This window comes from Sphaerisporangium perillae, assembly GCF_023276435.1.
GTDB lineage: Bacteria > Actinomycetota > Actinomycetes > Streptosporangiales > Streptosporangiaceae > Sphaerisporangium > Sphaerisporangium perillae.
Genome location: NZ_JALLPO010000017.1, coordinates 1 through 24,759, shown reverse-complemented (window position 1 = coordinate 24,759; position 24,759 = coordinate 1). Strand labels below are relative to the sequence as shown.

Below are 24,759 nucleotides of genomic sequence, written 5' to 3'. Positions count from 1 at the left end.
GGGGACGGGTGTCATGAGCTGATTGAGCCGCGGAGGCAGTATGCGTGTGGGTCTGTTGGGTCTTGGCCGCATCGGAGCGTTCCACGCGACGACGCTCGCCGCCCATCCCGAGGTAGGCGAGCTGATCGTGTCGGACGCCGACGAGGTCCGGGCCAAGGAGGTGGCCGGCCGGGTCGGCGCGCTGGTCGGAGACGCCTTCCGGGCCGACGCCGTGATCGTGGCCACACCCACGTCCACCCACGCGGAGCTGATCCTGCGGGCCTGCGAGGCCGGCATCCCCGTGTTCTGCGAGAAACCGGTCGCGCCCGGCATCGAGGAGACCGCGCGGGTCGTCGAGGCCGCCGACCGCGGCGGCACGCTCGTCCACATCGGCTTCCAGCGGCGCTTCGACGCGGGGTACGCCGCCGCGCGCCGCGCGCTGAAGAACGGCGAAGTCGGCGACCTGCATCGCGTGCACATGCTGACGGCCGACCCCCGGCCGCCCGCCGCCGACTACATCCCGCTTTCTGGCGGCATCTACCGCGACTGCCACATCCACGACTTCGACATTCTGCGCTGGGTCACCGGCCGCGAGGTCGAGTCCGTCTACGCCACCGGCGCCAACCGGGGCGCCGCGTTCTTCGCCGAGGCCGGCGACGTGGACACCAGCGCCGCGCTGCTGACCCTGGACGACGGCACCCTGGTGACGATGCAGGGGTCCCGCTACAACGGCGCCGGCTACGACGTGCGGATGGAACTGGCCGGCACCCGGCGCACTTTCGCCGTGGGGCTCGACGAGCGCGTCCCCCTCACCTCCGCCGAGCCCGGCGTCGCCTTCCCCGGCGGCGAGCCATGGCCGGACTTCGGAGCCCGCTTCGAGGCCGCCTACGTCGACGAGATCGACGCCTTCCTGGCCTGCGTGCGCGACGGCGGGCCCAGCCTGTGCAGCGTCCACGACGCCCTGGCCGCCCTGCGCGTCGCCGAGGCGGCCGAGCTGTCCCGCCGCGACGGTCGTCCCGTGCGGGTCGCGGAGGTGGCGGCGTGAACGGGCCTTCGGACGTCACCGGACGGGCCGGCACGGGTGGCGCGGGCGGCGCGGGCGGGGCGGGCGTCCCGCCGCGGATCGCCGGCGCGCCGATCTCCTGGGGCGTGTGCGAGGTGCCGGGCTGGGGTCACCAGCTCGACAGGGACCGCGTCCTCGGCGAGATGCGCGAGATCGGCCTCACCGCCACCGAACTGGGCCCCGACGGGTTCCTCCCGCCGTCCCCCGAACACCGCCGCGCGCTGCTCGACCAGTACGGGCTGCGGGCCATCGGGGGGTTCGTCCCGGTGGTGCTGCACGATCCCGCGTACGACCCGGTGCCCGAGGCGCGGGCCACGTTCCGCTCCTTCGCCGAGGGCGACGTGGAGACGGTCGTGCTCGCCGCGGCGACCGGTGCCGACGGCTACGACGAGCGCTCCGTGCTCGACGCCGAAGGCTGGGCGGCGCTGCTGGGCAACCTCGGGCGGCTGATCGAGGAGGCCGGGTCGTTCGGCCGTTCCGTCACGCTCCACCCGCACGTCGGCACCATGATCGAGACGCGCGACGAGGTGGAGCGGGTGCTCGACGGATCGGCCATGCCGCTCTGCCTGGACACCGGCCACCTACTCATCGGGGGCACCGACCCGCTCGACCTGGTGTCCAGGGCAGCAGCCAGGGTCGCACACGTGCACCTCAAGGACGTGGACGCCACGCTCGCCGAGCAGGTACGCGCCGGAAAGCTGACCTACACCGACGCCGTGCGCGCCGGCGTCTACCGGCCCCTCGGCCGGGGCGACGTCGACGTGGCGGGCATCGTCGCGCGGCTCGGCGAGGCCGGCTACCAGGGCTGGTACGTCATGGAACAGGACGTCGTGCTCGACGGGGACCCGCCGGAGGGCGAGGGTCCCAAGGCCTCGGTCCGCGAGAGCCTCGCCTACCTCGCGGCGCTCTCATGACCGAGGTGCTCACGATCGGCAGGGTGGGCGTCGACATCTATCCTCTCCAGGTCGGCGTCTCCCTGCGCGAGGTGGAGACCTTCGGCAAGTACCTCGGCGGCAGCGCGACCAACGTCGCCGTCGCCGCCGCCAAGCTCGGCCGCGACGCCGCTGTGATCACCCGCACCGGAGCCGACCCGTTCGGCGCGTTCATCCACGACGCGCTGCGCTCCTACGGCGTGGACGACCGCTACGTGACCGAGGTCGAGGGCCTGCCGACCCCGGTGACGTTCTGCGAGATCCGCCCGCCGGAGGACTTCCCGCTGTACTTCTACCGCTTTCCCAAGGCGCCGGACCTGGAGATCCGCCCGGACGAGCTGGATCTCGAGGCGATCAGGGACGCGGGCCTGTTCTGGGCGACGGTCACCGGGCTGTCGCAGGAGCCGTCCAGGAGCGCCCACTTCGCCGCCTGGGAGGCACGCGGGCGGGCGCCGCTGACCGTCCTCGACCTCGACTACCGCCCCATGTTCTGGGACTCGGCGCAGGCGGCGGGAGAATGGGTACGCAAGGCCCTGCGGCACGTCACCGTGGCCGTCGGCAACCTCGACGAGTGCGAGGTGGCCACCGGCACGCGCGAGCCGCGGCAGGCCGCCAGGGCGCTGCTCGACCTCGGCGTCCGGCTCGCGGTGGTGAAGCAAGGCTCCGGCGGCGTGCTCGGCATGACGGCCGAGGAGACGGTGGAGGTCCCGCCCGTGCCCGTCGAGGTGGTGAACGGACTCGGCGCCGGCGACGCGTTCGGCGGCGCGCTGTGCGACGGCCTGCTCGCCGGGCGCGACCTGGAACAGACGCTGCGGTTCGCCAACGCGGCCGGCGCCATCGTGGCCGGGCGGCTCGCCTGCGCCCCGGCCATGCCCACAGTCAAGGAGGTCGAGGCCGTGCTCTCGGGGGAAGCCAATGCTTGACGAGGACCGCAGGAGACTGGCGGAATACCGCGCCAGGTATCCGGAGAAGATCGCACAGGCCGCGGCGGAACGCCGCCGCAGGCCGCTGCTCGGCGACCGCGAGCAGTTGCTGATCATCGCGGCCGACCACACCGCCAGGGGCGCGCTCGGCGTGCGAGGACGGCCGATGGCCATGGCCAATCGCATCGACCTGCTCGACCGGCTGTGCGTTGCGCTGGCCCGGCCCGGCGTCGACGGGCTGCTCGCCACGCCCGACATCGTGGAGGACCTGCTGCTGCTCGGCGCCCTCCACGGCAAGGTCGTGATCGGGTCGATGAACCGCGGCGGGCTCCACGGCACCGCGTTCGAGTTCGACGACCGCTTCACCGCCTACGACACCGAGTCGATCGTCCGGATGCGGCTCGACGGGGGCAAGATGCTCTGCCGCATCGGCCTGCGTTCGGCCGAGACGGCGGCCACGCTGGAGTCCTGCGCCCGGGCGGTCACCAGCCTCGCCACACAGGGCCTGGTCGCGATGGTGGAACCGTTCTGGTCCCACCGCGACGAGGGCGTCGTGCACCACGACCTGTCCCCGGAGGGCATGATCCACGCCATCCAGGTCGGACAGGCGCTGGGCGCGACCTCGGCGCACACCTGGCTGAAGATCCCCGTGATCGCCGAGATGGAACGGGTCATGGAGTCCACCACCCTCCCCACCCTGCTGCTCGGCGGCGACCCCACCGCGGCGCCCGACGAGGTGTACAGCTCGTGGGCCAAGGCGCTGCGGCTGCCCGGCGTGCGAGGGCTCATGGTCGGCCGCGCGCTCCTCTACCCTCCTGACGACGACGTGGCGGCGGCCGTCGACACCGCCGCCGGGCTGCTGGAGGTGTCCTGATGTCCTACATCCCGGCGGGCTCGACCGCCGAGGCCCCCTGGGCGGTACGCGTCTCGCCGGAGCTCGCCGGATGGACCTACGCCGGGTTGCGCACCCTCAACCTCTCCGGGGAGACCGTCGAGTTCGCCACCGGTGCGGAGGAGATGCTCGTCCTCCCGCTGTCGGGCGCCTGCGTCGTCGAGTGCGACGGGACGCGCCTCGAGCTCCACGGCCGCCCGTCGGTGTTCGAAGGCGTCTCCGACTTCGCGTACGTGCCCATCGGCGCCACGGTGCGGGTCAGCGGCGAGGGGCGGTTCGCCCTGCCGTCCGCCCGCGCCACCCGGCGGCTCCCGGTCCGGTACGGCCCGGCCGAGCAGGTGCCGGTGGAGGTGCGCGGGGCCGGGCAGGCCAGCCGCCAGGTCAACAACTTCTGCGCGCCCGGCGCCTTCGACTGCGACAAGCTCGTCGCCGTCGAGGTGCTCACCCCCGAGGGCAACTGGTCGTCCTACCCGCCGCACAAGCACGACACGCCCGGCGACGGCGAGGCCGTCCTGGAGGAGATCTACTACTTCGAGGGCGGCCCCGGCTACCAGCGGGTGTACGGCTCGCCGGGCAGGCCCATCGACGTGCTCGCCGAGGTGAGCTGCGGTGACGTCGTGCTGGTGCCGCACGGCTACCACGGCCCCTCGATGGCCGCGCCCGGCTACGACCTGTACTACCTGAACGTGCTCGCCGGGCCGGCCGAGGAGCGGTCCATGGCCTTCTGCGACGACCCCCGGCACGCCTGGATCCGGTCCAGCTGGGACGGCCAGGCCGTGGACCCCCGCGTCCCGATGACCTCGGCCGCCGCCGGCGCGCCGTCCACGTCACTCACCGCGTCGCCGGCATCCCCGGCGACCCCGGCATCCCCGGAATCCTCCGCGAACGGTACGAGGGAGACCCAGGCATGACGACGATCCGCCTGACCGTGGCGCAGGCGCTGGTACGGTTCCTCGCCGAGCAGTGGAGCGAGCGCGACGGCGTCGAGCAGCGGCTCATCGAAGGCTGCTTCGGCATCTTCGGCCACGGGAACGTCGCCGGCATCGGCCAGGCGCTCGCCGAGCGCGGCGCGGGCCTCGGCGACCCGCTGCCGTACTACCTGGCCAGGAACGAGCAGGCCATGGTCCACACGGTCGTGGGCTTCGCCAAGACGCGCAACCGCCTGTCGACCTTCGCCTGCACGACCTCGATCGGCCCGGGCGCGACGAACATGGTGACCGGCGCGGCGCTGGCGACGATCAACCGGATCCCGGTGCTTCTGCTGCCGGGCGACATCTTCGCCACCCGCGCCGCCGGAGCCGTGCTGCAGGAGCTGGAAGACCCCCGTTCCTACGACATCAGCGTCAACGACTGCCTGCGGCCGGTGTCGCGCTTCTTCGACCGGATCAACCGGCCCGAGCAGCTGCCCTCCGCCCTGATGGCCGCCATGCGGGTGCTCACCGACCCCGCCGAGACGGGCGCGGTGACCATCGCCCTGCCCCAGGACGTCCAGGCCGAGGCGCACGACTGGCCCGCCGAGCTGTTCGAGCGGCGGGTGTGGCACGTCGCCAGGCCGGTCCCCGACTCGGCCGCCGTGGAACGGGCCGTGGAGGCGATCAAGGCGTCGCGGCGCCCGCTCATCGTCGCGGGCGGCGGCGTGGTGTACAGCGAGGCGTGGGAGGAACTGGCCGCCTTCGCCGAGACCCACGGCGTCCCGGTCGGCGAGACCCAGGCGGGCAAGGGCGTCCTGCCGTACGACCACCCGTGCGCGCTCGGCGCCATTGGTCACACCGGCACGGCCGCCGCCAACGCGCTGGCCCGCGAAGCCGATCTCGTCATCGGCGTCGGCACCCGCTACACCGACTTCACCACCGCCTCGCGCACCCTGTTCGGTGACGCGCGCTTCGTGAACCTCAACGTCGCGGCCTTCGACGCGGCCAAGCACGCCGGCGCCATGCTCGTCGGCGACGCTCGTGAGGGGCTGGCCGTGCTCGACCTCGCGGGCTGGAAGGCCGACCCGGCGTGGACGTCCCGGGCCGCCGAGCTGGGCCGCGACTGGCAGGCCCGGGTGTCCGCGCTGTACGCCGGAGACGAGCTGACGCAGCCGGTGATGCTCGGAGTGCTGAACGAGGTCGCCGGATCGGACGGCGTGGTCGTCAACGCCGCGGGGTCGATGCCGGGCGACCTGCACAAGCTGTGGCGCGCCGCGGACCCGAAGGCCTACCACGTCGAGTACGGCTACTCCTGCATGGGCTACGAGATCGCCGGCGGCCTGGGCGTGAAGCTCGCCGCGCCCGAGCGGGAGGTGTTCGTACTCGTCGGCGACGGTTCGTACCTCATGATGGCGCAGGAGATCGCCACCGCCGTCCAGGAGGGCGTCAAGCTGGTCGTCGTGATCGTCGACAACCACGGCTTCGCGTCCATCGGCGGCCTCTCGGAGTCCGTGGGCGCCCGGCGGCTCGGCACGGCGTACCGCATGCGCTCCCCGGGCGGCGGGCTGGACGGCGGGTACCTTCCGGTGGACCTCGCCGCCAACGCGGCGAGCCTGGGAGCCGACGTGCTGCGCGCAGCAGGCCCCGAGTCGCTGCGCGTCGCGCTGGTCAAGGCCAGGGAGGCGACGGGCACGACCGTCGTCCACGTCGAGACCGTGCCCGGCCCGTCCCCCGAGACGAGCGCGTGGTGGGACGTGCCCATCGCCGAGGTCTCCGGCACCCCCGAGCTGCGTGAGAAGTACGAGGAAGCCAAGGCCGCCCAGCGCCCGTACCTGTAGATCTCCGAATATCCGGCCTAATACGCCGAAATTCCGGACTCATCGGCTAGCTTAAGATCAAAAGCTCGAACCGAGGGACAGGCACGATGAGCACGGAGCAAGCGCCGCACGGGGTCGATCCGACCATTCCCAGCGTGGCCCGGATCTACGACTACCTCCTCGGGGGCAAGGACAACTTCGCCTCGGACCGGGCGGCGGCGGAGAAGGTGATCGAGCTCACGCCCAACGTCAAGGAGGGCGTCCAGGCCAACCGGCGCTTCCTGCGCCGAGCAGTGCGCTTCCTGGCCGACAACGGGGTGCGCCAGTTCCTCGACATCGGAGCCGGCCTGCCCACCCAGGAGAACGTGCACCAGGTGGCGCTGGCCGTGGCGCCCGAGTCCCGCGTCGTCTACGTCGACAACGACCCCATCGTGCTCGCCCATGGACGCGCGCTGCTGGCGGACAACCCGCAGACCATCGTCGTCGGCGGCGACCTGCGGGACCCCGGTGCGATCCTCGCGGACCCCGAGGTCTGCAAGGTCATCGACTTCGATCGGCCGGTGGGCCTGCTCATGCTGGCCGTGCTGCACTTCATCCCCGAGAACGACGTCGCCCAGAGCATCGTCACGACGCTGCGCGACCGGCTCGCCCCGGGAAGCGGCATGGCGATCAGCCACCTCTCCTTCGGAGATCTCGACGAGGACCGGTTGCGCGAAGGCCGGGAGCTCTACGCCCGGACCTCGGCGGGCTCCGCGACGCCCCGGTCGCGAGCGGAGATCCTGCGCTTCTTCGACGGATTCGAGGTCGTGGAGCCCGGCCTGGTCTCCACCGACGACTGGCGTCCGGAGGAGGACCAGCCCAAACTCCCCGTGCTCCCCGGCGTCGACGGCTTCAGCGGGGTCGGGCTGATCCGCTGACCGCTCGTCACGGTGGTCGCCTGAACACGTGCCGGCGACCTTGCGGGCGCGCTGGTCACCTTGAGAGCGCGCCCGGCCGGGCGGGCCGGGCTCATCTCGGCTCGAGCGCCACCGTGCGGACCTTGGGCTGGAAACCGCGGGCCAGCAGGACGATGGCCGCCGCGAGCACGAGGGGCGCCGCGAAGGCCACCTGGTAGTTCGCGGCGTCCGCGATGCCGCCCACCAGGGCGGCGCCCACGATGAAGCCGACATAGTTGAACATGTTGACCCGCGCGATGGCGACGCCCGTACCGGCCGGGTCGAGCCGTCCAGCGGCCGAGAACGACTGCGGGGCCACCACCGACAGGCCCACCCCGGTGATGCCGAAGGCCACGATCGCGAGGGGCTCGTTCGGCGCGGCGACGATCCCGGCGAAGCCCAGCGCGGCCAGCGCGCCGCCCGCGCGCACGATCGCCGCGGGCCCGTACTTGCGGACGGCGAGGTCGCCGCCGATCCTGACCAGGAACGTGGTCGCCTGGTAGGCCCCGAGCGCCAGAGGGACGACGGCGGCCGTCGCGTGCATGATCTTGTCCATGTAGACGGACCCGAAGTTGGAGATCGACGCGTCTCCGACGTAGAGGAACGCCATCGCCAGGCACAACGGCAAGATCGGCCGCCACGGGAAGCGTGCCTTGGCGGCCCCGCTCCCCGCCGCGGCGGTTTCTCGGCCGTCTCCCGCGGCCGTGGCGGATTCCCTGCCGAGTACGGCGTCCGCCGTGGTGGCGGCGTGCTCGCTCGCGGGCACGGCGCCCGCTGCGGGGTCCGCGTGCTCCTCCTCGGCCGAGCACAGGGTCGGACCGGCGACCACCGCGATGGCCACCCCCGCCACCATGGCGACGGCGAAGGTGGCCGGCAGGTCCAGCCCCATGCCTCCGGCCGCCGAGGCCCACACGGCGCCGATGACCGCGGCCGCGCTCCACAGGGCGTGGAAACCGGTGAGGACGGCCCGGCCGTACCTTCGCTCGACCGTGACGGCCTGCATGTTCATGCCCGCGTCCACCGCGCCGAGGCACAGGCCGAACAGCACGTTGGCCCCGACGAGTTGCGGCACGTTTCCGGCGAGCCCGGCGAGCACCACGGCCAGCCCCGCGAAGGGCTGCGCGACGCGGAGCACCCAACGGCTGCCGTACCGCTTGGCGATCTCACCGGCGAGCACGCTGCCGGCACCGGCGATCACCGGGACCACGAGCAGCAGGATCGACAGCTCGCCGTCGCTCAGCCCATGCTTCTTCTGGAGCGCCGCCACCTGGGTGAGCAAGGTGGCGAAGGTCAAGCCCTGCACGAAGAACACGGCGAATGTGGCAAGGCGCGCACGCCGGTCACGGGGGGTGGGCACTGCGGCCTCCGGGAGGGAACATGAGGCGATCTCAGGTTTGCGACAGGTTACGGTCGCGCCCCACGCCGGTCAATGCCCCCGGCGACCGTGATGGCCACCCGGGCGAATCCCGTCGTACCACGTCCGAGGCTTCCTCCGTAAGCCTCACAAGGCGACCGAACCGTACGAGCGGACCCATGACCTGCGAGCGCCGCCAGGTCGCTCGCCGGACACCGCGCTGGTCCAGTGAGAGGAAGACGCGTGTGTCGTGTCGTCGCACGGGCTGGTGTTCCCGCAGGTGCTTCAGGTGCGTGCCGCAGACGACGACGCATTAAGCAGGTGTGGGCGCCGTTTCACACCATCTCAGTCGATCAGGCGGGCGGTCATCTTCCAGACGGCGAGGGACCACATCAGGGCGGCGAACAGCAGCAGGACGCCCACGTGGACGAGGTCGTGGAGGCCGAGGTCGCTGAAGACGGCATCCCTGACCAGCTCGACGCAGTGGTACAGCGGGTTGACCCTCGCCGCGGCCGCGGCGAAGGACGGTAACTGGTCCACGGGGAAGAAGGTGCCGGCGACCAGGAACATCGGCGCCAGCACGCCGCTGATGACGTAGTCGAAGGTGTTGATCGACGGAACGATGGCCGACACCCAGATGCCGAACAGCGCGAACGCCAGCCCGGCGAGGAACGCGACGAACGGCACCAGCAGCATGCCCGGACTGGGCGAGAGGCCGAAGGCCATGCCGACGATCACGGGGGCGCAGCCGTACACCCCGGCCTTGACGGCGAGCCACGACGCCTCGGCGGTCACCAGCTCGTGAACGTCGACCGGCGCGGCCAGCACCGCGTCGTAGGTGTGCTGGAAGGTGCGGCGGATGAAGGTGCCGAACATGGAACCGAAGGCGCTGATGAACAGCACGGAGGTGGCCACCACGCCGGTCGCCACGAAGTCCCGGTAGTTGTAGCCGTAGGCCGCGCCGATCACCGAGCCGAAACCGAAGCCGAACGCGAGCAGGTAGATCGTCGGCTCGACGAGCGAGGCGAAGGAGGTGGATGGCCAGTAACGCCGGTAGAGCGCCATCTCGCGCCGCCACACCCCGCGCACAGGAGCCCACTCGAACCACCGCAGGGTCGCCTCCTGCGGGCCGCTCGAACTCGCGGACATCACAAACCTCCAGTCAGAAGAACCGGCCATCGGTGCGGAGGCGGGACGGGGTCATTCGACGCTCTCGCCGGTCAGGGTGACGAAGACGTCCTCCAGGCTGGCGGCGCGGCGGACGCCGGCCGGGCCGAGGTCGAGTCGCAGGGACACCGGCTGCCGCTCGGCGGCGAGGATCGAGACCGACGGGCCGGTGCGCCGGGTCGTCAGCCCGGCCTTCCTCGCCAGGCGCTCCACCTCGGCGAGCCGTTCAGGCGGCCCGTAGTGCTCGTCGACCTGGGCTCCCGCGTGCTCGGCGATCAGCGCCGCCGGCGTGCCGCGTGCCACCACCCGGCCGTGGGACATCAGGGCGCACTCGTCGGCCAGCCGCTCGGCCTCTTCGATGTAGTGGGTGGACATGAGCGTGGTCACCCCCTCGGCGCGCAGAGCGGCGACGAGCGACCAGAGCTCCTGCCGGACCTGCGGGTCGAGCCCCACGGTGGGCTCGTCCAGCAGCACGAGGCGGGGACGATGGACCAGGCCCCGGGCGATGAGCAGCCGGCGTCGCATGCCGCCGGAGAGGTCGTCGGCCTTGGTGTCGGCCCGGTCGGTCAGCTGCGCCACCCCCAGAGCCCGATCGACCGCGGCAGGGCGGTCGGCCTTCGCCACGCGGTAGAGATGGGCGAACACCTCGAGGTTCTGCCGGGCCGTCAGCTCCTCGTCGAGGTTGTCCTGCTGGGGGACGACGCCCATGAGCGCCCGGGCCCTCTTGGACGCGCGGGGCAGCGGATGCCCGAGAACGGTGATCTCGCCTTCGTCCGCCCGTGACTGGGCCGTCAGCAGCCGCATCGTCGTGCTCTTGCCCGCTCCGTTCGGGCCGAGGAGGCCCAGGCAGATGCCGTGGGGCACCTCCAGATCGAGACCGTCGACCGCCGAGATGTCGCCATAGCGCTTCACCACGCCCTTGAGCGAGATCGCGCTCGTGGTGTGGTCGAGGACGAGGCTGTCTCTGGAGGCGATACGTGAAGTGGCCACGTGACCACGATAGGAAACGGCACCGACACTTCTCCAAGGGTTTTCCGCCCCCGGCCCCCGCGCGTCCTCGCCTCTTCACGGCCTCCGTCCTCCGCTTGACCTGCCCCTCCACGCCCGCCTACGGGTCCCTGTCCCCCTCCTGGGCCGGGGCGGGGGTCAGGGCCAGACCCGGTCGGCGCTGGGCGTGTCCGGGGACGGCGAGAGCTGGACGGCCCGGGTCTCCTGGACGGCGAAGTCGTCCACCACGTGCCGGTTGTGGACGAGGAAGCCGACCAGCCCCGCGACGGCCTGAACGCCTTGCTCGACGCGGGCCTGGCCGGTCAGCAGGTAGATGTAGGGAGCGGAGAGCTTGTCCAGCAGGAAGCGGCGCCCGTGCCGGTGGACGTCCTTCAGCGCCTTGATCGGGATCGGCCGGCGGGAGGTGAACCACACGGCGACCTCCCAGAGGGGCGCCGCCAGATCGGGATCGGCCGACTCCTCGTAGCAGGCGACACAGCCGTGGCGGGCGTCATGCCCGTGTGGGCAAGCCCAGAACGCGGCGTCGTCCCGGTGATTCACGGTGTGGGCTCCTTCGTACGCTGGCCGGCGGTCATCGCGGCGGCCTCCAATGGAGCGAGGCGGCCGGAACAGGGCCGAGAGAATGATTCTGACCGATCTCCCGTCCCGATGTGTTTCGTAAGTGGTGGTGTTGTGCCAGGTCCTGGTGACAGGGGTAGGTCCGGGGGTCCCGCGGAGGTTAGTGTCGAGACGTGGAAGCCGAACGCGGAGCGCGTTATGACCGTTGGAACAACCGCTGGCAGCAGCAAGGGGCTCCTGTGCTGCGGCAGTTCCTGTCCGGCATTCTCCAGGGGCAACAGAGCGGTGAGGGGCCCGCGCCGCAGGATCTGAGGGCCTCCGACGACGACCGTGAACGCGTGGTCGCCGTGCTGCGCGACGCCGTCGCGGACGGCAGGCTGACCCTGGCCGAGCACGAAGAGCGGGTCGAACGAGTCTATGGCGCCCGCACCTTGGGCGAACTGGCCGCTCTCACCACCGACCTGCTGCCCGAGCACCTCCAGCCGTTGCGGGCCGACGGGCGGCCGGTGATGGCGCTGTTCCGCTCCGAGCAGCGCGACGGACGCTGGGTGGTGCCGTCGCGGTACTCGGTCACGGCGGTCGGCAGCGGCGTCACGCTCGATCTGCGCGAGGCACTGCTGCAGAGCAGCCACATCACGGTGCAGGCGACCGTGGTCGGGGCGACGCTGACGCTGATCGTCCCAGAGGGCGTGCGCGTGATCATGCCCGCGTCCGCGGTGCTGGCCGGGAAGAAGAACCAGGTGCCGGTGGCGGCGGCCCCGCCCGACGCGCCCGTGATCGAGATCACCGGCATGATCATGATGGGCAACGTCGTGGCCAAGTCCCCGAAGCCGCCGAGGCGCGGCTGGGCCCGGCGCCGCAAGCCCTGACCACCCTCACCGACTCCGTCCCCTCACCGGCTCCGCCCCTCACAGGGCCCGTCCTCGACCGGCTGCCGCGTCGCTCACAGTCCGCGTCGTTCACCGGCCCGCGTCGCTCACAGTCCGCGTCGTTCACCGGTCCACGTCCTCCGCTGCCCGGTCAGGTGGCGGTGTCGAAGTTGATGGCGCTGTACGCCCGGAGCTTCCACAGCTGGTGCTCGCTCTCCACCTTGCGCACCGTGCCGGACCTGCCGCGCATGACCAGGGAATGGGTCACCGCGACGCCCCCGCGATAGCGGACGCCGCCCATCAGCTCGCCGTCGGTGATGCCCGAGGCGGCGAAGAAGACATCGTCGGAGGTGACCAGGTCGTCGGTGGTGAGGATGCGGTTGAGGTCATGCCCGGCGTCCAGGGCCCGGCGGCGCTCATCCTCGTCGCGCGGCCACAGCTTGCCCTGGATCACGCCGCCGAGGCACTTCAGCGCGCACGCCGCGATGATGCCCTCGGGGGTGCCGCCGATGCCGAGCATCAGGTCGACGCCGGTGTCCCGGCGAGCCGCCATGATCGCGCCGGCGACGTCGCCGTCGGTGATGAACTTGATGCGCGCGCCCGTGTCGCGGATCTCCTTGGCGAGCCGCTCGTGGCGGGGCCGGTCGAGGAGGACCACCATGACGTCGGACGGCGAGCATCCCTTGGCCCGGGCGACGGCGTCGATGTTCGCGGCCACCGGGGCGTCGATGTCGACGGCGTCCGCGGCCTCCGGGCCGGTGACCAGCTTGTCCATGTAGAAGACCGCAGATGGGTCGTACATCGACCCGCGCGGGCTCACCGCGATGACAGAGATCGCGTTCGGCATGCCGAGCGCGGTCAGCCGGGTGCCGTCGATCGGGTCGACGGCCACGTCGCACTGGGCGCCGCTGCCGTCTCCCACGCTTTCGCCGTTGTACAGCATGGGGGCGTTGTCCTTCTCGCCCTCGCCGATCACCACGCAGCCGTCCATGGAGACCGTGTTGATCAGCTGGCGCATGGCGTTGACCGCCGCGCCGTCCGCGCCGTTCTTGTCACCCCTGCCCACCCAGCGGGCCGCGGCCATCGCGGCCGCCTCGGTGACGCGGACGAGTTCCAGGGCCAGGTTGCGATCGGGCGCGCGCTCCTCGGTGGCCAGCGCGGGCGGTACAGACGTCTGCTCCGACATGGTGACAAGCCCCTCTAAGTTGTGCGAACGGCGAGCGGGACGCCCTGTACTGGACCTACCAGGCTCCCCACCTTCTAATCCAGCCGATGGCAACGATCGTAGTTGTCCCCCTTCGGCGGCCGACGGAGGGATACTGTCGCCTGCATGAGCAGCGACACGGAACGACCGGTGACTGTGCGCACCTCGGAGCGTGGTGCCGCCACGCGCGGCGCCCTCCTGGAGGCCGCCAGGGAGATCTTCGTCACACGCGGCTTCGCCGAGGCCGGGGTCACCGACGTCGTCTCCCGCGCGGGCGCAAGCGTCGGCAGCCTCTACCACCACTTCTCCGGCAAGGCCGACCTGTACCTCACCCTCTTCGAGGAGTTCCAGAGCCGCCAGACGCAGCGCACCAAGCATGCCGTCCAGGCGGTCCGCGGCGAGGGCGAGTCCGACCCGATGCGGCTGTTCATCGCCGGCGCCCGCGCCTACCTCGAAGGCTGCTTCGACGAGCGGGAGCTCGCCGCCCTGTTCCTGCGGGGAGACGGCCCTCCCGGCTTCGAGGTGATCATGCGTGACCGCATGCGCCAGTGGGCGCGGCGCAACGCGGCACTCTTCGAGGACGACAAGGGAGCCCTGGTCGTGGTCGTGACCGGCGCGCTGGCCGCCGCCGTGTCCGAGGTGGCGCTCTCGGACGATGTGGCCGCCGCGAGAAGGCTCAGCGAGGACGTCCTGGCCATCATCGAGCGGATCCCGCTGCCTTAGCCGGCCACGAAGATCGGGACCGCGTCCCAGGCCGTCCGCCCGGCCGGTATTCTCCCTGGTTGTGCACCGGTTCACCCAAGGCTTCTACGGGTACGCGTTCGCCGTGCTGTTCTGCCTGGCGATCGTGGGCATCTTCCTGCTCATCGCGCCGCAGAGCCGCACCGAGCACATACCGAGGGTCGACTACACGATCACCCTCGCCAACCTGCGTCGCGTCGCGCCCTACGAGGTCCGGGTGCCCGATCCGGTGCCCGCCCGCTGGGTGCCCAACAGCTCAGAGGTCGACCAGAAGGGGCACGTCACCTGGCGGCTGGGGTTCGCGACGGCCAAGCGCTCCCACGCCCTCCTCGCCCAGAGCGACGAGCCGGGGCAGACGTTCGCCTCGCGCCTCGCCAACACCGACAAGGCGACCGGAAGCCGGCAGATCAACGGCGAGACCTGGGAAGAGCGTTTCCGCTCGGACAAGAACCAGCGCTCGCTGGTGCGCATAGAGCCCGGCGTGACCGTCGTGGTCACCGGCCTGGCCGACTGGGACGAGCTGACCCAGCTCGCAGCCTCTCTGAAGCCCCAGCCCAAGGTCACTACCACCCCTGAGCCGAGCGCGACCTCCACCGGCTGAGCCGGGCGCGACCTCCGCAGCCTGAGCCGGCGCCTCGGCCACCACTCCGAGAGAACGGACCGTCTGTGTGCCGGGGCGGCCGCGGCTAGAAGGGGGCGGCCTCCGGGGTGGGGCCGGGGTCTTCACGCTGGGCCATGGCGGCGGCGAGTCTGACCCGCGCTCCCTGGAGCCACTCCTCGCAGATGGCGGCGAGCTTCTCGCCGCGCTCCCACAGCTCGATCGACTGCTCGAGGGTCAGGCCGCCTGCCTCGAGACGCCGGACGACCTCGGACAGCTCCTCGCGGGCCTGCTCGTACGACGGCGTCCCATCTTTCTCCTCAGCCACGGAACCACCCTACGGGCAGCCGGGGAGTGATGGCCCTCAGGTGGACGGCTTCGCCACGGTGACCTCGACCCGGTCGTCGGGGAACCGGATGCTCAGCTCCTCGCCGGGGCCGAGGCCCGCCGCACGGCGCACGACCTCGCCGGAGGGGAACTGCACGATGGCGTATCCCCGCTCGAGCGTCGCCGCGGGGGAGAGGGCGACGAGGCGGGCGCGAAGGTGTTCCAGGGAGTCCTCCGCCCGGTCGAGGGAGGAGGTCAGGCAGCGGCGCGCACGGTCGCGGAGGCCGTCGACCTGCTCGGCCCGGCGCTCGACCTCCCGCACGGGATCGGACAGGGAGGGACGGGAGCGCACGGCGGCCACCCAGGACAGCTCGCGGTCGAGCCGGCCGACCACCACGCGCCGCCCACGGTCGCGGAGCTGGCGGACCAGGGTCAGCTGCTCGCCGACATCGGGGACGACCTTCTTGGCGGCGTCGGTCGGCGTGGAGGCGCGGACGTCGGCGACCAGGTCGATCAACGGGTTGTCCTGCTCGTGGCCGATGGCGCTGACCACGGGCGTGCGGCAGGACGAGACGGCGCGTACCAGCGACTCGTCGGAGAACGGCAGCAGGTCCTCCAGGGAGCCGCCGCCCCGGGCGATGATGATCACGTCGATCTCGCGGTCGAGGTCGAACTTGCGCAGCGCCTCGGTGACCTCGCCCACGGCGTAGGGACCCTGGACGGCCACCGTCTCGACCTTGAAGCGCACGGCCGGCCAGCGGCGGCGGGCGTTCTCCAGCACGTCGCGCTCGGCCGCCGAGTCGCGTCCGCAGACCAGGCCGATCGTGCCCGGCAGGAAGGGCAGCCGGCGCTTGCGCTCGGCGTTGGCCAGGCCCTCGGCCACGATGATCTGACGCAGCCGCTCGAGCCGGGCCAGCAGCTCGCCGATGCCCACCGGCCGGATCTCCAGGGCGGTGAACGCGAACGAGCCCCTGTTGACCCAGAAGTCGGGCTTGACCAGCACGACGACCCTCGCGCCGTCCACGGGCCGGGGAACGGTGGCCTCGTAGACGTTGCGCGGGCAGGTGACGCGCGCCGACACGTTGGCGACGGGATCGCGCAAGGTCAGGAACACCGTGCCGCCGCGGGAGGACAGCTCGGTGATCTGCCCCTCGGCCCAGACGGTGCCGAGCTTGCCGATCCACTGCGCCACCATCTGGAGCACCGAGCGGATGGGCAGTGGCTGCTCAGGTGAGGTCTTGGCCGTCATGCGGGCAGCCTACAAACCATCCCGGCCTATCCCGCCTCTTCGAGCTTGGCGAGGCGCTTGGCGTACATCTGGACGATGTCGTCCCTGGCGGTGGTCTTCCTCTCGTACTCCAGCAGCGAGCGGATCTGGTCGGCGGACTTGCCGCGGAGCCGGGCGCGGAGCGAGGCCATGGTGAGCTCGGAATACCCGGGCATCGGCTCGGCGAGCGTCGAGGTCGTGCCGGCCGGCGAGGAGACGGCGGCCTCGGACGGCGCGACGGTGCCGGCGACGGCGGCGTCGGCGAGTTTGCCCTCCTCGGCCTTCGGCTTGCGCGTCCTCGGCTTCGGCGCGGCCTTCTCCGCCTTTGCGGCGGCCGGGGCGGCCTTGGCCTTCGGCGTCGCCGTGCTCGTCCGGGACCTCGGGGCCCTGGTGGCGGGCTTCACCGGCTCGGCGATCTCGGCAGCCGTCTCGGTCTCGGCGGCGGGCTGCGCGGTGGCGGCGGCCGGCTCGGCGGTCGCGGGCTTCGCGGGTTCGGCGGCCGGCTTCGCCGGCTCGGCCGTCCGGGTCGCGGGCTTCGCGGGCTCGGTGGCGACCGGCTTCGCCTCGGCGGGAGCCGGCTTCACCGGTGGCGCCGGAGGCGCGGTGGCGGCGGGCTCGGCCTTCGGCGCGGCTCCGTTCTGGCCCTCCACGGGTGCGCTGGGACGGGGAGCGAAGATGACGGGCTCGCGCCTGGCGGGCTTCTCCTCCCGCTCTTCCTTGGCGACCTGCGGGGCCGCCGTGGCCGCGGGCGCCGGCGGCTCGTAGGCCGCCTTGTCCTCGTCGGTCACCAGCCGCTTGATGCCGGTTCTGATGCGGTCGGTCAGCATGAGGGCCTGGCCGACTCCGGTGAGCGCGGTCTGCAGAACGTTGAGAGGAAGGTCCTTGGCCTTTTCCTTCAGCTCTTTGGGGTCGGAGACGGTCTGTCGGACGTTTTTGGCTATGGTGCGGACGATGTCGGTCAGTGACATGCCGGCTCCCTAGAGGGTCTGATATTGGACGACCAGTCTGACCAGACTGTGCCGCATGAGGTCAAGGGGCGGACGGACAGGGCCGTCGCACACGCCCTCAAGCATAGGAAAGCAGATAAAGGGTGCGTGACGCCGGAACCCAAGCCCATGGCCACCGAGGAATCCGGAGCGCATAGCATGAACGCATGACTTCGGAGACCTCTGCGACCCGTCGTGTCCTGGTGGCCAAGCCGCGCGGTTACTGCGCGGGGGTCGACCGCGCAGTTCAGGCGGTGGAGAAGGCTCTGGAGCTGTACGGCGCCCCCATCTACGTCCGCAAGCAGATCGTCCACAACACCCATGTGGTCAAGACGCTCGAGGAGCGTGGCGCGATCTTCGTGGACGAGACCGACGAGGTGCCCGAGGACGCGATCGTCGTCTTCTCCGCCCACGGCGTGGCCCCCGTCGTCCACGACCAGGCCGCCCAGCGGTCCCTGAAGACCATCGACGCCACCTGCCCGCTGGTCACCAAGGTGCACAACGAGGCCAAGCGTTTCGCCGCGAGCGACTACGACATCCTGCTCATCGGCCACGAGGGCCACGAGGAGGTCGAGGGCACCGCGGGCGAGGCCCCCCGGCACATCCAGCTCGTCGACGGCGTCGAGGGCGTCGACCGCGTCCAGGTGCGCGACCCCGAGCGGCTCGTCTGGCTCTCCCAGACCACGCTGTCGGTGGACGAGACGAACGAGACGGTCGCCCGGCTCCGGGAGCGCTTCCCCAAGCTCATCGACCCGCCGAGCGACGACATCTGCTACGCCACGCAGAACCGCCAGATCGCGGTGAAGGAGATCGCCCACGAGGCGCAGCTCGTCATCGTCGTGGGTTCCACCAACTCCTCCAACTCCAAGCGCCTCGTCGAGGTCGCCATGGACGCCGGGGCCGACGCCTCCTACCTGGTGGACAACGCCTCCTTCATCCAGGACGAGTGGCTCGACGGCGTCACCACGGTCGGCGTCACCAGTGGCGCGTCGGTGCCCGAGGAACTGGTCGAGGGCGTGCTGGCGCACCTCGCCGAGCGGGGCTTCGGCGACGTCCAGGAGGTCGAGTCGGTGGCCGAGAGCGTGCGCTTCGCCCTGCCCCACGAGCTGCGCCGCGACCTCCGCGCCGCCGCCCGCTGACCCGCTCGCGCCCGCTGACGCACTCGGACGCACACTCGCCGGCGCGTGCCGGCTCACCGGTTGCGCGCTTGTCCGGCCTCGAGGACGACCGCTAGCGCGTCCTGCTCCTCGGTGGTGTCGATGACGAGGTCGGCGCGGTCGCGCACGCGGTCGGCGGCGAAGTAGGCCCCCTCCTGGCGGGCCCACCGTTCCCAGTGCGGCCGGTAGGTGTCGCCGTCCCGCTCCAGCGCCCTCGCCCGGCGTACGGCGAGCGGCGCCTCCATCCAGATCAGCAGCGAGATGTACGGCCCGGCGGCCGCTGCTCCGGCTCCGGCGCCCTCGACCACCAGCGGCCGCGTCCGCGGCACCTCGTGCCACTCCGCGTACGCCGCCAGCGTCCAGTCGTAACGCCTCCAGCGGGCGGGCCGGTCTCCGGCGAGCGGACGCAGGATCCACTCGACGAGCCGCTCGGCGCCGCCGCGCAGCCCGTCCCAGCCGGGGTACAGGTCGTCCATGTGGACCAGGGTCGCGTCCAGCTCGGCCGCGAGCGCGCGCCCCAGGGTCGTCTTGCCGGACCCTGAGGGCCCGTCGACGACGATGACCCCGCCCGCCGCCACGCGTGGCGCAGGGGCCTCCTGGGCCTCGCGCACGGGTAGGCGGGCGGGCATGGAGCAGGTCAGTCCTTCGGCTCGCGCGGAGACCCGTACACGCGGGGCTCGAAGTAGCCCTCCGGCTCAGGGGCGAAGGCCGGTTCGTCCCCTGAGCGCGGCCCGGCCGCCGACCGGCCCGGCCGCGGGCCCGGCACTCCGGCGTTCGCCAGGGCCCGGCCGGCGCGAAGTTCCGCCCGCAGCTCGCTGACGCCCGCGGGCAGGCCGCGGAACCAGGCGACGGCGAGCACGAGCGCCGAGCCGCCGAACAGCCAGGGCGCGGCCGCCGACAGCCCGGTGAACAGGCCGAGGCCGAGCGCCTGGACCACCGACGGCGCGCCGAACGTGCCGAACACGGCGCTGATCAGGCTGGCGACGAAGAAGATCAGCGGCGGTGTGACGACCAGGGACAGCAGGTCGCGCGGCTGGACGAGCAGGACGGCGGCGAGGCAGGCGGCGCAGAAGACCAGCCCGATGATCATCATCGACCCGGTGGGCCTGGAGGCGAGCGTGATCGCGAAAATGAGCGCGACGGCGCCCCGGGCGGTCAGCCTGACCCCCGATCGCGCTCGGTCCTGTGTCACCACCGTCGCCTCCTCCGGGCCCGCGGCCTCGGGGCCGTCCCGGCCCTACGACAAGTCTCGCGTCAACTTACCGTTCACGCGAGGGGCCGGGTACGGGCTTGCCGTCTCTTCACCAGCCGGTTGCGGGGTCTCTGCCTCCTCCGGCGCCAGGAAGCCCGCCTCACCGGCATCCCGCTCCTCGGCGGCATCTCCATCGCCGCCGGCGTCGTCGTGCTCATCGCCGGCGGCGGGTTCGCCGTCATCGCCGGAGGCGGCCCATCCGGCGGGTTCGCCGTGATCGCCGCGGGTGGTCCGCCCGGCGGCGTCGAAGACGTCCCCCGGTTCGGTGCCGTCGCCGACCAGTTCGGGCATGGAGGGCCGTCTCGGCAGCTCCTCGACCAGTTCGGGCTGGGGGAGGGCCTCGTCGATCACCCCGAGGTCGTTCAGCTTGCGCGCGGTCACAAGGACGCGGCTCTCCAGCGAGCCGACGGTCTTGTTGTAGGCGACGACGGCCCGGCTCAGCGCCTTGCCGACCGCGTCGACGTTGCGGCCCATGGCGCCGAGCCGCTCGTACAGCTCCTTGCCGAGGTCGAACACCGCGCGGGCGTTCTCGCTCAGCGCTTCCTGCTGCCAGGCGTACTGCGCGGTGCGGAGCATGGTGATCAGCGTCGTCGGGGTCGCAATGTGGACGCGTTTGCGCATGGCGTGCTCGAGCAGTCCGGGATCGCGCTCGAGCGCGGGGGCGAGGAAGGCCTCCCCGGGGATGAAGAGCACGACGAACTCGGGCGCGGGGCTGAACGCCTGCCAGTACGCCTTGGAGGCCAGCCTGTCGACGTGGTCGCGCATGTGGCGGGCGTGGGCGTCCAGACGCACCTCCTGCGCGCCCTCCTCACCCGCCTCGGCGGCCTCGAGATAGGCCGCGAGCGAGACCTTGGAGTCGACGATGATGTTCTTGCCGCCCGCCAGGCGCACCACCATGTCGGGCCGCAGCGTCCCGTCGGCGGTGGCGGCGCCGGCCTGCTCGTCGAAGTCGCAGAACCTCGACATGCCCGCGATCTCGGCGACCCTGCGGAGCTGCAGCTCTCCCCACCGCCCGCGCGCCTCCGGGCGCCGCAGGGCCCGCACCAGGGCGCTCGTCTGCGTCTTGAGCTGCTCGGAGCTCTGGCGTACGAACTCCATCTGCTTGCCGAGCTCGGCCTGCGCGACGCGATGGCCGGTCTCGCTCTCGCGAAGCTGCTCCTGGACCTTGGCGAGGGTCTCCCTCAGCGGGGCGACGAGGTTCTCGACGGCCTGCCTGCGCTGTTCCAGGTCGCCCGCCGCGTCGGCGCGCGAGGCGGCGAACCGGCTCTCGGCCAGCTCCAGAAAGCGCAGGTTGTTGACGTCCAGAGCCCGGTTGGACAGCGACTGGAACCGCTGGGTCATCTGCTCCTCGACGTAGGCGACCTTCTCCTCGGCCGCCTCGGCACGGGCCTCGGCCAGCGCGACCCTGCTCTCGGCGGCGGCCGTCCGGGCGCCCGCCCGGGACCGCCCGAGGGCGAAGCCGATGACGAGCCCGGCGGCCAGCCCCACGGCCAGTTGGAAGGCGAGTGCCATGACGTCCACCTCCGCATGATTCCAGTCCCCTCGGCCCAGTGGGTGTCAGTGCCGCGGCCGGGGCACCGTAAACTCGGCGAACGTGAGCCTGAGCATCGGCATCGTCGGCCTGCCCAACGTCGGCAAGTCCACGCTTTTCAACGCGTTGACCAAGAGCGGCAACGCCCTCGCGGCGAACTACCCGTTCGCCACGATCGAGCCCAACGTGGGGATCGTCGGCGTGCCCGACCCTCGGCTCGCCAAGCTGGCCGAGATCTACGGCTCCGCGAAGATCCTCCCGGCGAAGGTCGAGTTCGTCGACATCGCGGGCCTGGTCAAGGGCGCCTCGGAGGGGCAGGGGCGGGGCAACCAGTTCCTGGCCAACATCCGCGAGACCGACGCGATCTGCCAGGTGATCCGGGTGTTCACCGACCCCGACGTCACCCATGTCGACGGCGAGATCTCCCCGCGCCGCGACATCGAGACGATCAACACCGAGCTGATCCTCGCCGACCTGCAGACGATCGAGAAGGCGCTTCCCCGGCTCGCCAAGGAGTCGAAGTTCAACAAGGACCGCAAGGTCGTCCTGGAGGCGGCGGAGGCGGCGTCCAAGGTGCTCGACGGCGGCACGACCCTGTACGCCTCGCGTCTCGATCTCGCCGACCTGCGCGAGCTGCACCTTCTGACGGCCAAGCCGTTCCTGTACGTCTTCAACCTGGACGCCGACGAGCTCATCGACGAGGGCCTGCGCGCCCGCCTGTCGGAGCTGGTGGCCCCGGCGGAGGCGGTCTTCCTCGACGCCAAGATCGAGTCCGAGCTGGTCGAGCTGTCGGACGAGGAGGCCCTGGAGCTGCTCCAGTCGGTCGGCCAGGAGGAGTCGGGCCTGACCCAGCTCGCCCGCGTGGGCTTCGAGACCCTCGGCCTGCAGACCTACCTCACGGCCGGGCCCAAGGAGTCCAGGGCGTGGACGATCCGCAAGGACGCCACGGCGCCGGAGGCCGCCGGAGTGATCCACACCGACTTCCAGCGCGGCTTCATCAAGGCCGAGGTCATCTCCTTCGACGACCTGGTCGAGGCGGGTTCGATGGCGGCGGCGCGCGCGGCCGGCAAGGCCCGCATCGAGGGCAAGGACTACGTCATGCGCGACGGCGACGTGGTGGAGTTCCGCTTCAACGTCTGAATCTGCCCTGTTCCCCCTGCTCATGCGTTTGGGTCCTCATCATGGGGCACATCCGGGGCACACGACCAAGCGTCGTCCACCGCTCGACGGGTGCGTTCCTCCGAGTCTGGCATCAGGTGCCCATAGGTCGACAGAACGAGGTTGGCGTTCTCGTGCCCCAGCCGCTCAGCCACGACGTCGCCAAGATCCACCTTCGCTCAACAGATCCTAGAGGCGGCGAGCGGGAGGCGGAGAACGAAACGGGCGCCGGTGGGGTGGTCGGCGGCGTACAGGTGACCGCCGTAGCCCTGCGCGATCTCCCGGGCGATGGGCAGACCGAGCCCGGAGCCTCCGGGGTCCTGGCGACGGGCATCGTCCAGGCGGCAGAGGCGTTCGAAGACTCTTTCGCGGTCAGCTGGGGCAATGCCGGGTCCGTCGTCAATGATTTCAAGGACCGCATTGGGGGGGTCGGTGGTGACGAGGATCTCGATCTTGGTAGTGGTGTGCCGTTCGGCGTTGGCCAGCAGATTGCCCAGGAGCCGGGCCAGCCGGATCCGGGAGGCGTGCACCACCACCTGCTCATCGAGATGGGTACGGACGGTGGTGGTCAGAGCGCGGCGTTCCAGTTCGTCCATCACGAGGTGGGCCAGGTCGACCGGTTCGGCGGTGGCGGGCGTCGCGGTGTCCAGGCGGGCGAGTTCGAGCAGATCGGCGACAATGTCGTTGAGTCGCTCGGCATCTCGCAGCGATTTGCGCAGGACCGGGTGCAGGTCGGTGCCGGATTCTGAGAGCGCGACCTCCAGTTCGGTCAGCAGCCCGGTGATCGGGTTGCGCAGGTCGTGGGAGGCGTCGAAGACAAACCGCCGCTGCCGTTCGATGGCCTCTCGAAGCCCCGACGTGGTCAGCTTGAGTCGCTCGTTGACGTCCAGGAGCTCGCGTGCGCGAACGTAGACGTCGGTTCTCGTCGCCTCCAGCTCCGCCCGCGTCCCCGTGACGCCGCGTTCGCCGGACCGCCCGAGCTGCTGGACGAAGTCAGTGACTTCCTCTGTACGGTGAATGATCAGTTCCACTTCACCGTCCGGGCCGAGGACGGGCGAGTTGGTCACGTTCCAGTACCGCTCCTCGAACTCGCCCGGTCTGCCGGTGGCCTCGACGTCGTACCTTTGCATGGCCATGACGTCCCGCTCGCCGGTGGCGACAACCCGTTCCAGCGAAGCACGCAGACCCTCCCGCCCCTGCGCGTCAAGATCATCGGGGGCGTTTGGATTGCGGGGGAAGACAGTGAAAATCCTCCGGCCGAGCAGGTCCGCCTGGCCTCGCCCGGTCGCCTTCAGATAGGAGTCACTGGCCGCCACGATGACGAAGGCCGGCGTCAGTACCAGCAATGGGGCCACGAGGGCCTTGAACACCGCCCCGTAGTCGACTGCTGAGTCAGTCACCCGCGCTTCACCTCGATACCCACTAGCTTCGCGGCTGCCAGCAGGGCCAGCGCTCCTCGGACGGGCCGCCGGGCTTGGTCTCCAAGTAGTCGATCTATGTCCACTTTACGACTATATGTCGCATATCGGGGAGGGCGTTACACCCAGACTGGAACCTTTAAGAAAAGAGAACCCTGTCAGCCTCTCGGTCCACGCTGGGTACGCGAGGTTCCCTCCACATCAAGGATCACACCGTTCCCTTGCCGGAGGCGGGTGTGGAGGGAAGGACGGGCCGACCAGGCGGGCTCGCGTGTCTAGCTGTCTAGTCCGTGCGACGGACCAGGGGGTTTCGTCGGGGGCAACGCCGACTCCGGAACAATCACGAGATTGCTTGGCTGAACCATCACAGGAAGAACGCCAGAGCCCGCTCGGCCACAACCGGGCCTGATTTCCGCTCCGATGGGCTCAAATGGTTGAGCCCGTCCATGGTTTCGAGTGTGGCGTGGGGAAGGGTGTCGCGGTGCGCGGCGAACCCCTCCTGGTGCTCGCGCGACGAGCGGCCGCCCACCAGGAGCAGCACCGGGGCGGTGACGTCCGCGAACTCGGGGAGCCGGCCCTGTTGGGCTGCGAGCTGCTCGTGCTCGGCCAGACAGGCACCCAGAAGGGGCCGCATTCGCTGCCAGGCCGGCCCGCGGAAGCCGGCACGAAACGCCATGCGCAGATACCAGTGCGGCAGTTTGGTGATGAAGGC

General features: G+C 71.2%; 25 protein-coding genes. 12 read left to right on the top strand and 13 right to left on the bottom strand.

Annotated elements, in window-relative coordinates; translation table 11 throughout:
* The first annotated feature begins 40 nt into the window (after nucleotides 1-40).
* The 7 genes from MYF83_RS17985 to MYF83_RS17955 all read left to right on the top strand — a co-directional run bounded on the left by MYF83_RS17985 (nucleotide 41) and on the right by MYF83_RS17955 (nucleotide 7,434).
* Entirely contained in the window at nucleotides 41-1,024 is a 984-nt protein-coding gene (locus MYF83_RS17985; protein ID WP_248961614.1) for a Gfo/Idh/MocA family protein, read from the top strand.
* Complete coding sequence (locus MYF83_RS17980; RefSeq protein WP_248961613.1) at nucleotides 1,021-1,956, top strand: TIM barrel protein; 936 nt, start codon at nucleotides 1,021-1,023, stop codon at nucleotides 1,954-1,956. The genes MYF83_RS17985 and MYF83_RS17980 overlap by 4 nt, the downstream gene beginning before the upstream one ends.
* Nucleotides 1,953-2,897 (top strand): 5-dehydro-2-deoxygluconokinase, encoded by a 945-nt coding sequence (iolC, locus tag MYF83_RS17975; RefSeq protein ID WP_248961612.1) that lies wholly within the window; start codon nucleotides 1,953-1,955, stop codon nucleotides 2,895-2,897. Before MYF83_RS17980 ends, iolC begins: the two co-directional genes overlap by 4 nt.
* Nucleotides 2,890-3,771 (top strand): Cgl0159 family (beta/alpha)8-fold protein, encoded by an 882-nt coding sequence (locus tag MYF83_RS17970; RefSeq protein WP_248961611.1) that lies wholly within the window; start codon nucleotides 2,890-2,892, stop codon nucleotides 3,769-3,771. Before iolC ends, MYF83_RS17970 begins: the two co-directional genes overlap by 8 nt.
* Nucleotides 3,771-4,700 carry a 5-deoxy-glucuronate isomerase gene (gene iolB, locus MYF83_RS17965; RefSeq protein ID WP_248961610.1) on the top strand — a complete coding sequence of 310 codons (930 nt, stop codon included), beginning with the start codon at nucleotides 3,771-3,773 and terminating at the stop codon, nucleotides 4,698-4,700. Before MYF83_RS17970 ends, iolB begins: the two co-directional genes overlap by 1 nt.
* Nucleotides 4,697-6,538, top strand: coding sequence for a 3D-(3,5/4)-trihydroxycyclohexane-1,2-dione acylhydrolase (decyclizing) (iolD, locus tag MYF83_RS17960; protein ID WP_248961609.1), 1,842 nt, complete (start codon nucleotides 4,697-4,699; stop codon nucleotides 6,536-6,538). The genes iolB and iolD overlap by 4 nt, the downstream gene beginning before the upstream one ends.
* An 86-nt stretch (nucleotides 6,539-6,624) precedes the next feature.
* Entirely contained in the window at nucleotides 6,625-7,434 is an 810-nt protein-coding gene (locus tag MYF83_RS17955; protein WP_248961608.1) for an SAM-dependent methyltransferase, read from the top strand.
* A gap of 91 nt (nucleotides 7,435-7,525) precedes the next feature.
* Here the strand turns inward: MYF83_RS17955 and MYF83_RS17950 are convergent, their stop codons facing one another.
* From MYF83_RS17950 to MYF83_RS17935, 4 genes are all read right to left on the bottom strand, one after another.
* Nucleotides 7,526-8,809, bottom strand: coding sequence for an MFS transporter (locus tag MYF83_RS17950; RefSeq protein WP_248961607.1), 1,284 nt, complete (start codon nucleotides 8,807-8,809; stop codon nucleotides 7,526-7,528).
* A gap of 342 nt (nucleotides 8,810-9,151) precedes the next feature.
* Nucleotides 9,152-9,955 carry an ABC transporter permease gene (locus MYF83_RS17945; RefSeq protein WP_248961606.1) on the bottom strand — a complete coding sequence of 268 codons (804 nt, stop codon included), beginning with the start codon at nucleotides 9,953-9,955 and terminating at the stop codon, nucleotides 9,152-9,154.
* Between the two features lie 51 nt (nucleotides 9,956-10,006).
* On the bottom strand, nucleotides 10,007-10,888 hold the full coding sequence (locus tag MYF83_RS17940) for an ABC transporter ATP-binding protein (protein WP_248961737.1): 882 nt from the start codon (nucleotides 10,886-10,888) through the stop codon (nucleotides 10,007-10,009).
* Nucleotides 10,889-11,119: 231 nt separating this feature from the next.
* Nucleotides 11,120-11,521, bottom strand: a complete 402-nt coding sequence (locus tag MYF83_RS17935; protein WP_248961605.1) for a hypothetical protein — start codon at nucleotides 11,519-11,521, stop codon at nucleotides 11,120-11,122.
* Nucleotides 11,522-11,778: 257 nt separating this feature from the next.
* On the opposite strand from MYF83_RS17935, the gene MYF83_RS17930 reads away from it, so the two are divergent.
* The gene (locus tag MYF83_RS17930; RefSeq protein WP_248961604.1) at nucleotides 11,779-12,408 is read left to right on the top strand and encodes a DUF1707 SHOCT-like domain-containing protein; all 630 of its coding nucleotides are present in this window, start codon (nucleotides 11,779-11,781) and stop codon (nucleotides 12,406-12,408) included.
* Nucleotides 12,409-12,559: 151 nt separating this feature from the next.
* Here MYF83_RS17930 and glpX read toward each other — a convergent pair whose 3' ends face one another.
* Nucleotides 12,560-13,594, bottom strand: coding sequence for a class II fructose-bisphosphatase (glpX, locus tag MYF83_RS17925; RefSeq protein WP_248961603.1), 1,035 nt, complete (start codon nucleotides 13,592-13,594; stop codon nucleotides 12,560-12,562).
* Between the two features lie 144 nt (nucleotides 13,595-13,738).
* On the opposite strand from glpX, the gene MYF83_RS17920 reads away from it, so the two are divergent.
* Nucleotides 13,739-14,335, top strand: a complete 597-nt coding sequence (locus MYF83_RS17920; protein WP_248961602.1) for a TetR/AcrR family transcriptional regulator — start codon at nucleotides 13,739-13,741, stop codon at nucleotides 14,333-14,335.
* Nucleotides 14,336-14,396: 61 nt separating this feature from the next.
* Complete coding sequence (locus MYF83_RS17915) at nucleotides 14,397-14,954, top strand: DUF4245 domain-containing protein (RefSeq protein ID WP_248961601.1); 558 nt, start codon at nucleotides 14,397-14,399, stop codon at nucleotides 14,952-14,954.
* An 85-nt stretch (nucleotides 14,955-15,039) separates the two neighbouring features.
* Here MYF83_RS17915 and MYF83_RS17910 read toward each other — a convergent pair whose 3' ends face one another.
* From MYF83_RS17910 to MYF83_RS17900, 3 genes are read right to left on the bottom strand one after another with little or no spacing between them, the layout of a single operon-like run.
* A complete protein-coding gene (locus MYF83_RS17910) occupies nucleotides 15,040-15,279 on the bottom strand; it encodes an exodeoxyribonuclease VII small subunit (RefSeq protein ID WP_248961600.1) in 240 nt (79 codons plus the stop codon).
* 36 nt (nucleotides 15,280-15,315) lie between these two features.
* Nucleotides 15,316-16,527: an exodeoxyribonuclease VII large subunit gene (xseA, locus tag MYF83_RS17905; protein ID WP_248961599.1), complete on the bottom strand. Its 1,212-nt coding sequence runs from the start codon at nucleotides 16,525-16,527 to the stop codon at nucleotides 15,316-15,318.
* A 26-nt stretch (nucleotides 16,528-16,553) separates the two neighbouring features.
* The gene (locus tag MYF83_RS17900) at nucleotides 16,554-17,513 is read right to left on the bottom strand and encodes a hypothetical protein (RefSeq protein ID WP_248961598.1); all 960 of its coding nucleotides are present in this window, start codon (nucleotides 17,511-17,513) and stop codon (nucleotides 16,554-16,556) included.
* Between the two features lie 185 nt (nucleotides 17,514-17,698).
* Between MYF83_RS17900 and MYF83_RS17895 the strand changes: the two genes are divergently transcribed.
* Nucleotides 17,699-18,670 (top strand): 4-hydroxy-3-methylbut-2-enyl diphosphate reductase, encoded by a 972-nt coding sequence (locus tag MYF83_RS17895; protein ID WP_248961597.1) that lies wholly within the window; start codon nucleotides 17,699-17,701, stop codon nucleotides 18,668-18,670.
* Between the two features lie 53 nt (nucleotides 18,671-18,723).
* Here the strand turns inward: MYF83_RS17895 and MYF83_RS17890 are convergent, their stop codons facing one another.
* From MYF83_RS17890 to MYF83_RS17880, 3 genes are read right to left on the bottom strand one after another with little or no spacing between them, the layout of a single operon-like run.
* A complete protein-coding gene (locus tag MYF83_RS17890; RefSeq protein ID WP_248961596.1) occupies nucleotides 18,724-19,317 on the bottom strand; it encodes an AAA family ATPase in 594 nt (197 codons plus the stop codon).
* Between the two features lie 8 nt (nucleotides 19,318-19,325).
* Entirely contained in the window at nucleotides 19,326-19,883 is a 558-nt protein-coding gene (locus MYF83_RS17885) for a DUF6542 domain-containing protein (protein WP_248961595.1), read from the bottom strand.
* A gap of 42 nt (nucleotides 19,884-19,925) precedes the next feature.
* Nucleotides 19,926-21,452, bottom strand: a complete 1,527-nt coding sequence (locus MYF83_RS17880) for a DNA recombination protein RmuC (protein ID WP_248961594.1) — start codon at nucleotides 21,450-21,452, stop codon at nucleotides 19,926-19,928.
* An 82-nt stretch (nucleotides 21,453-21,534) separates the two neighbouring features.
* Here MYF83_RS17880 and ychF point away from each other — a divergent pair, with 82 nt between their 5' ends.
* On the top strand, nucleotides 21,535-22,611 hold the full coding sequence (gene ychF / locus MYF83_RS17875) for a redox-regulated ATPase YchF (protein ID WP_248961593.1): 1,077 nt from the start codon (nucleotides 21,535-21,537) through the stop codon (nucleotides 22,609-22,611).
* A gap of 197 nt (nucleotides 22,612-22,808) precedes the next feature.
* Here the strand turns inward: ychF and MYF83_RS43805 are convergent, their stop codons facing one another.
* Nucleotides 22,809-24,029: a sensor histidine kinase gene (locus MYF83_RS43805; protein WP_248961592.1), complete on the bottom strand. Its 1,221-nt coding sequence runs from the start codon at nucleotides 24,027-24,029 to the stop codon at nucleotides 22,809-22,811.
* Nucleotides 24,030-24,411: 382 nt separating this feature from the next.
* Nucleotides 24,412-24,759: alpha/beta fold hydrolase family protein (locus MYF83_RS17865; protein ID WP_248961591.1), on the bottom strand; the 348-nt coding region annotated here is incomplete at its 5' end.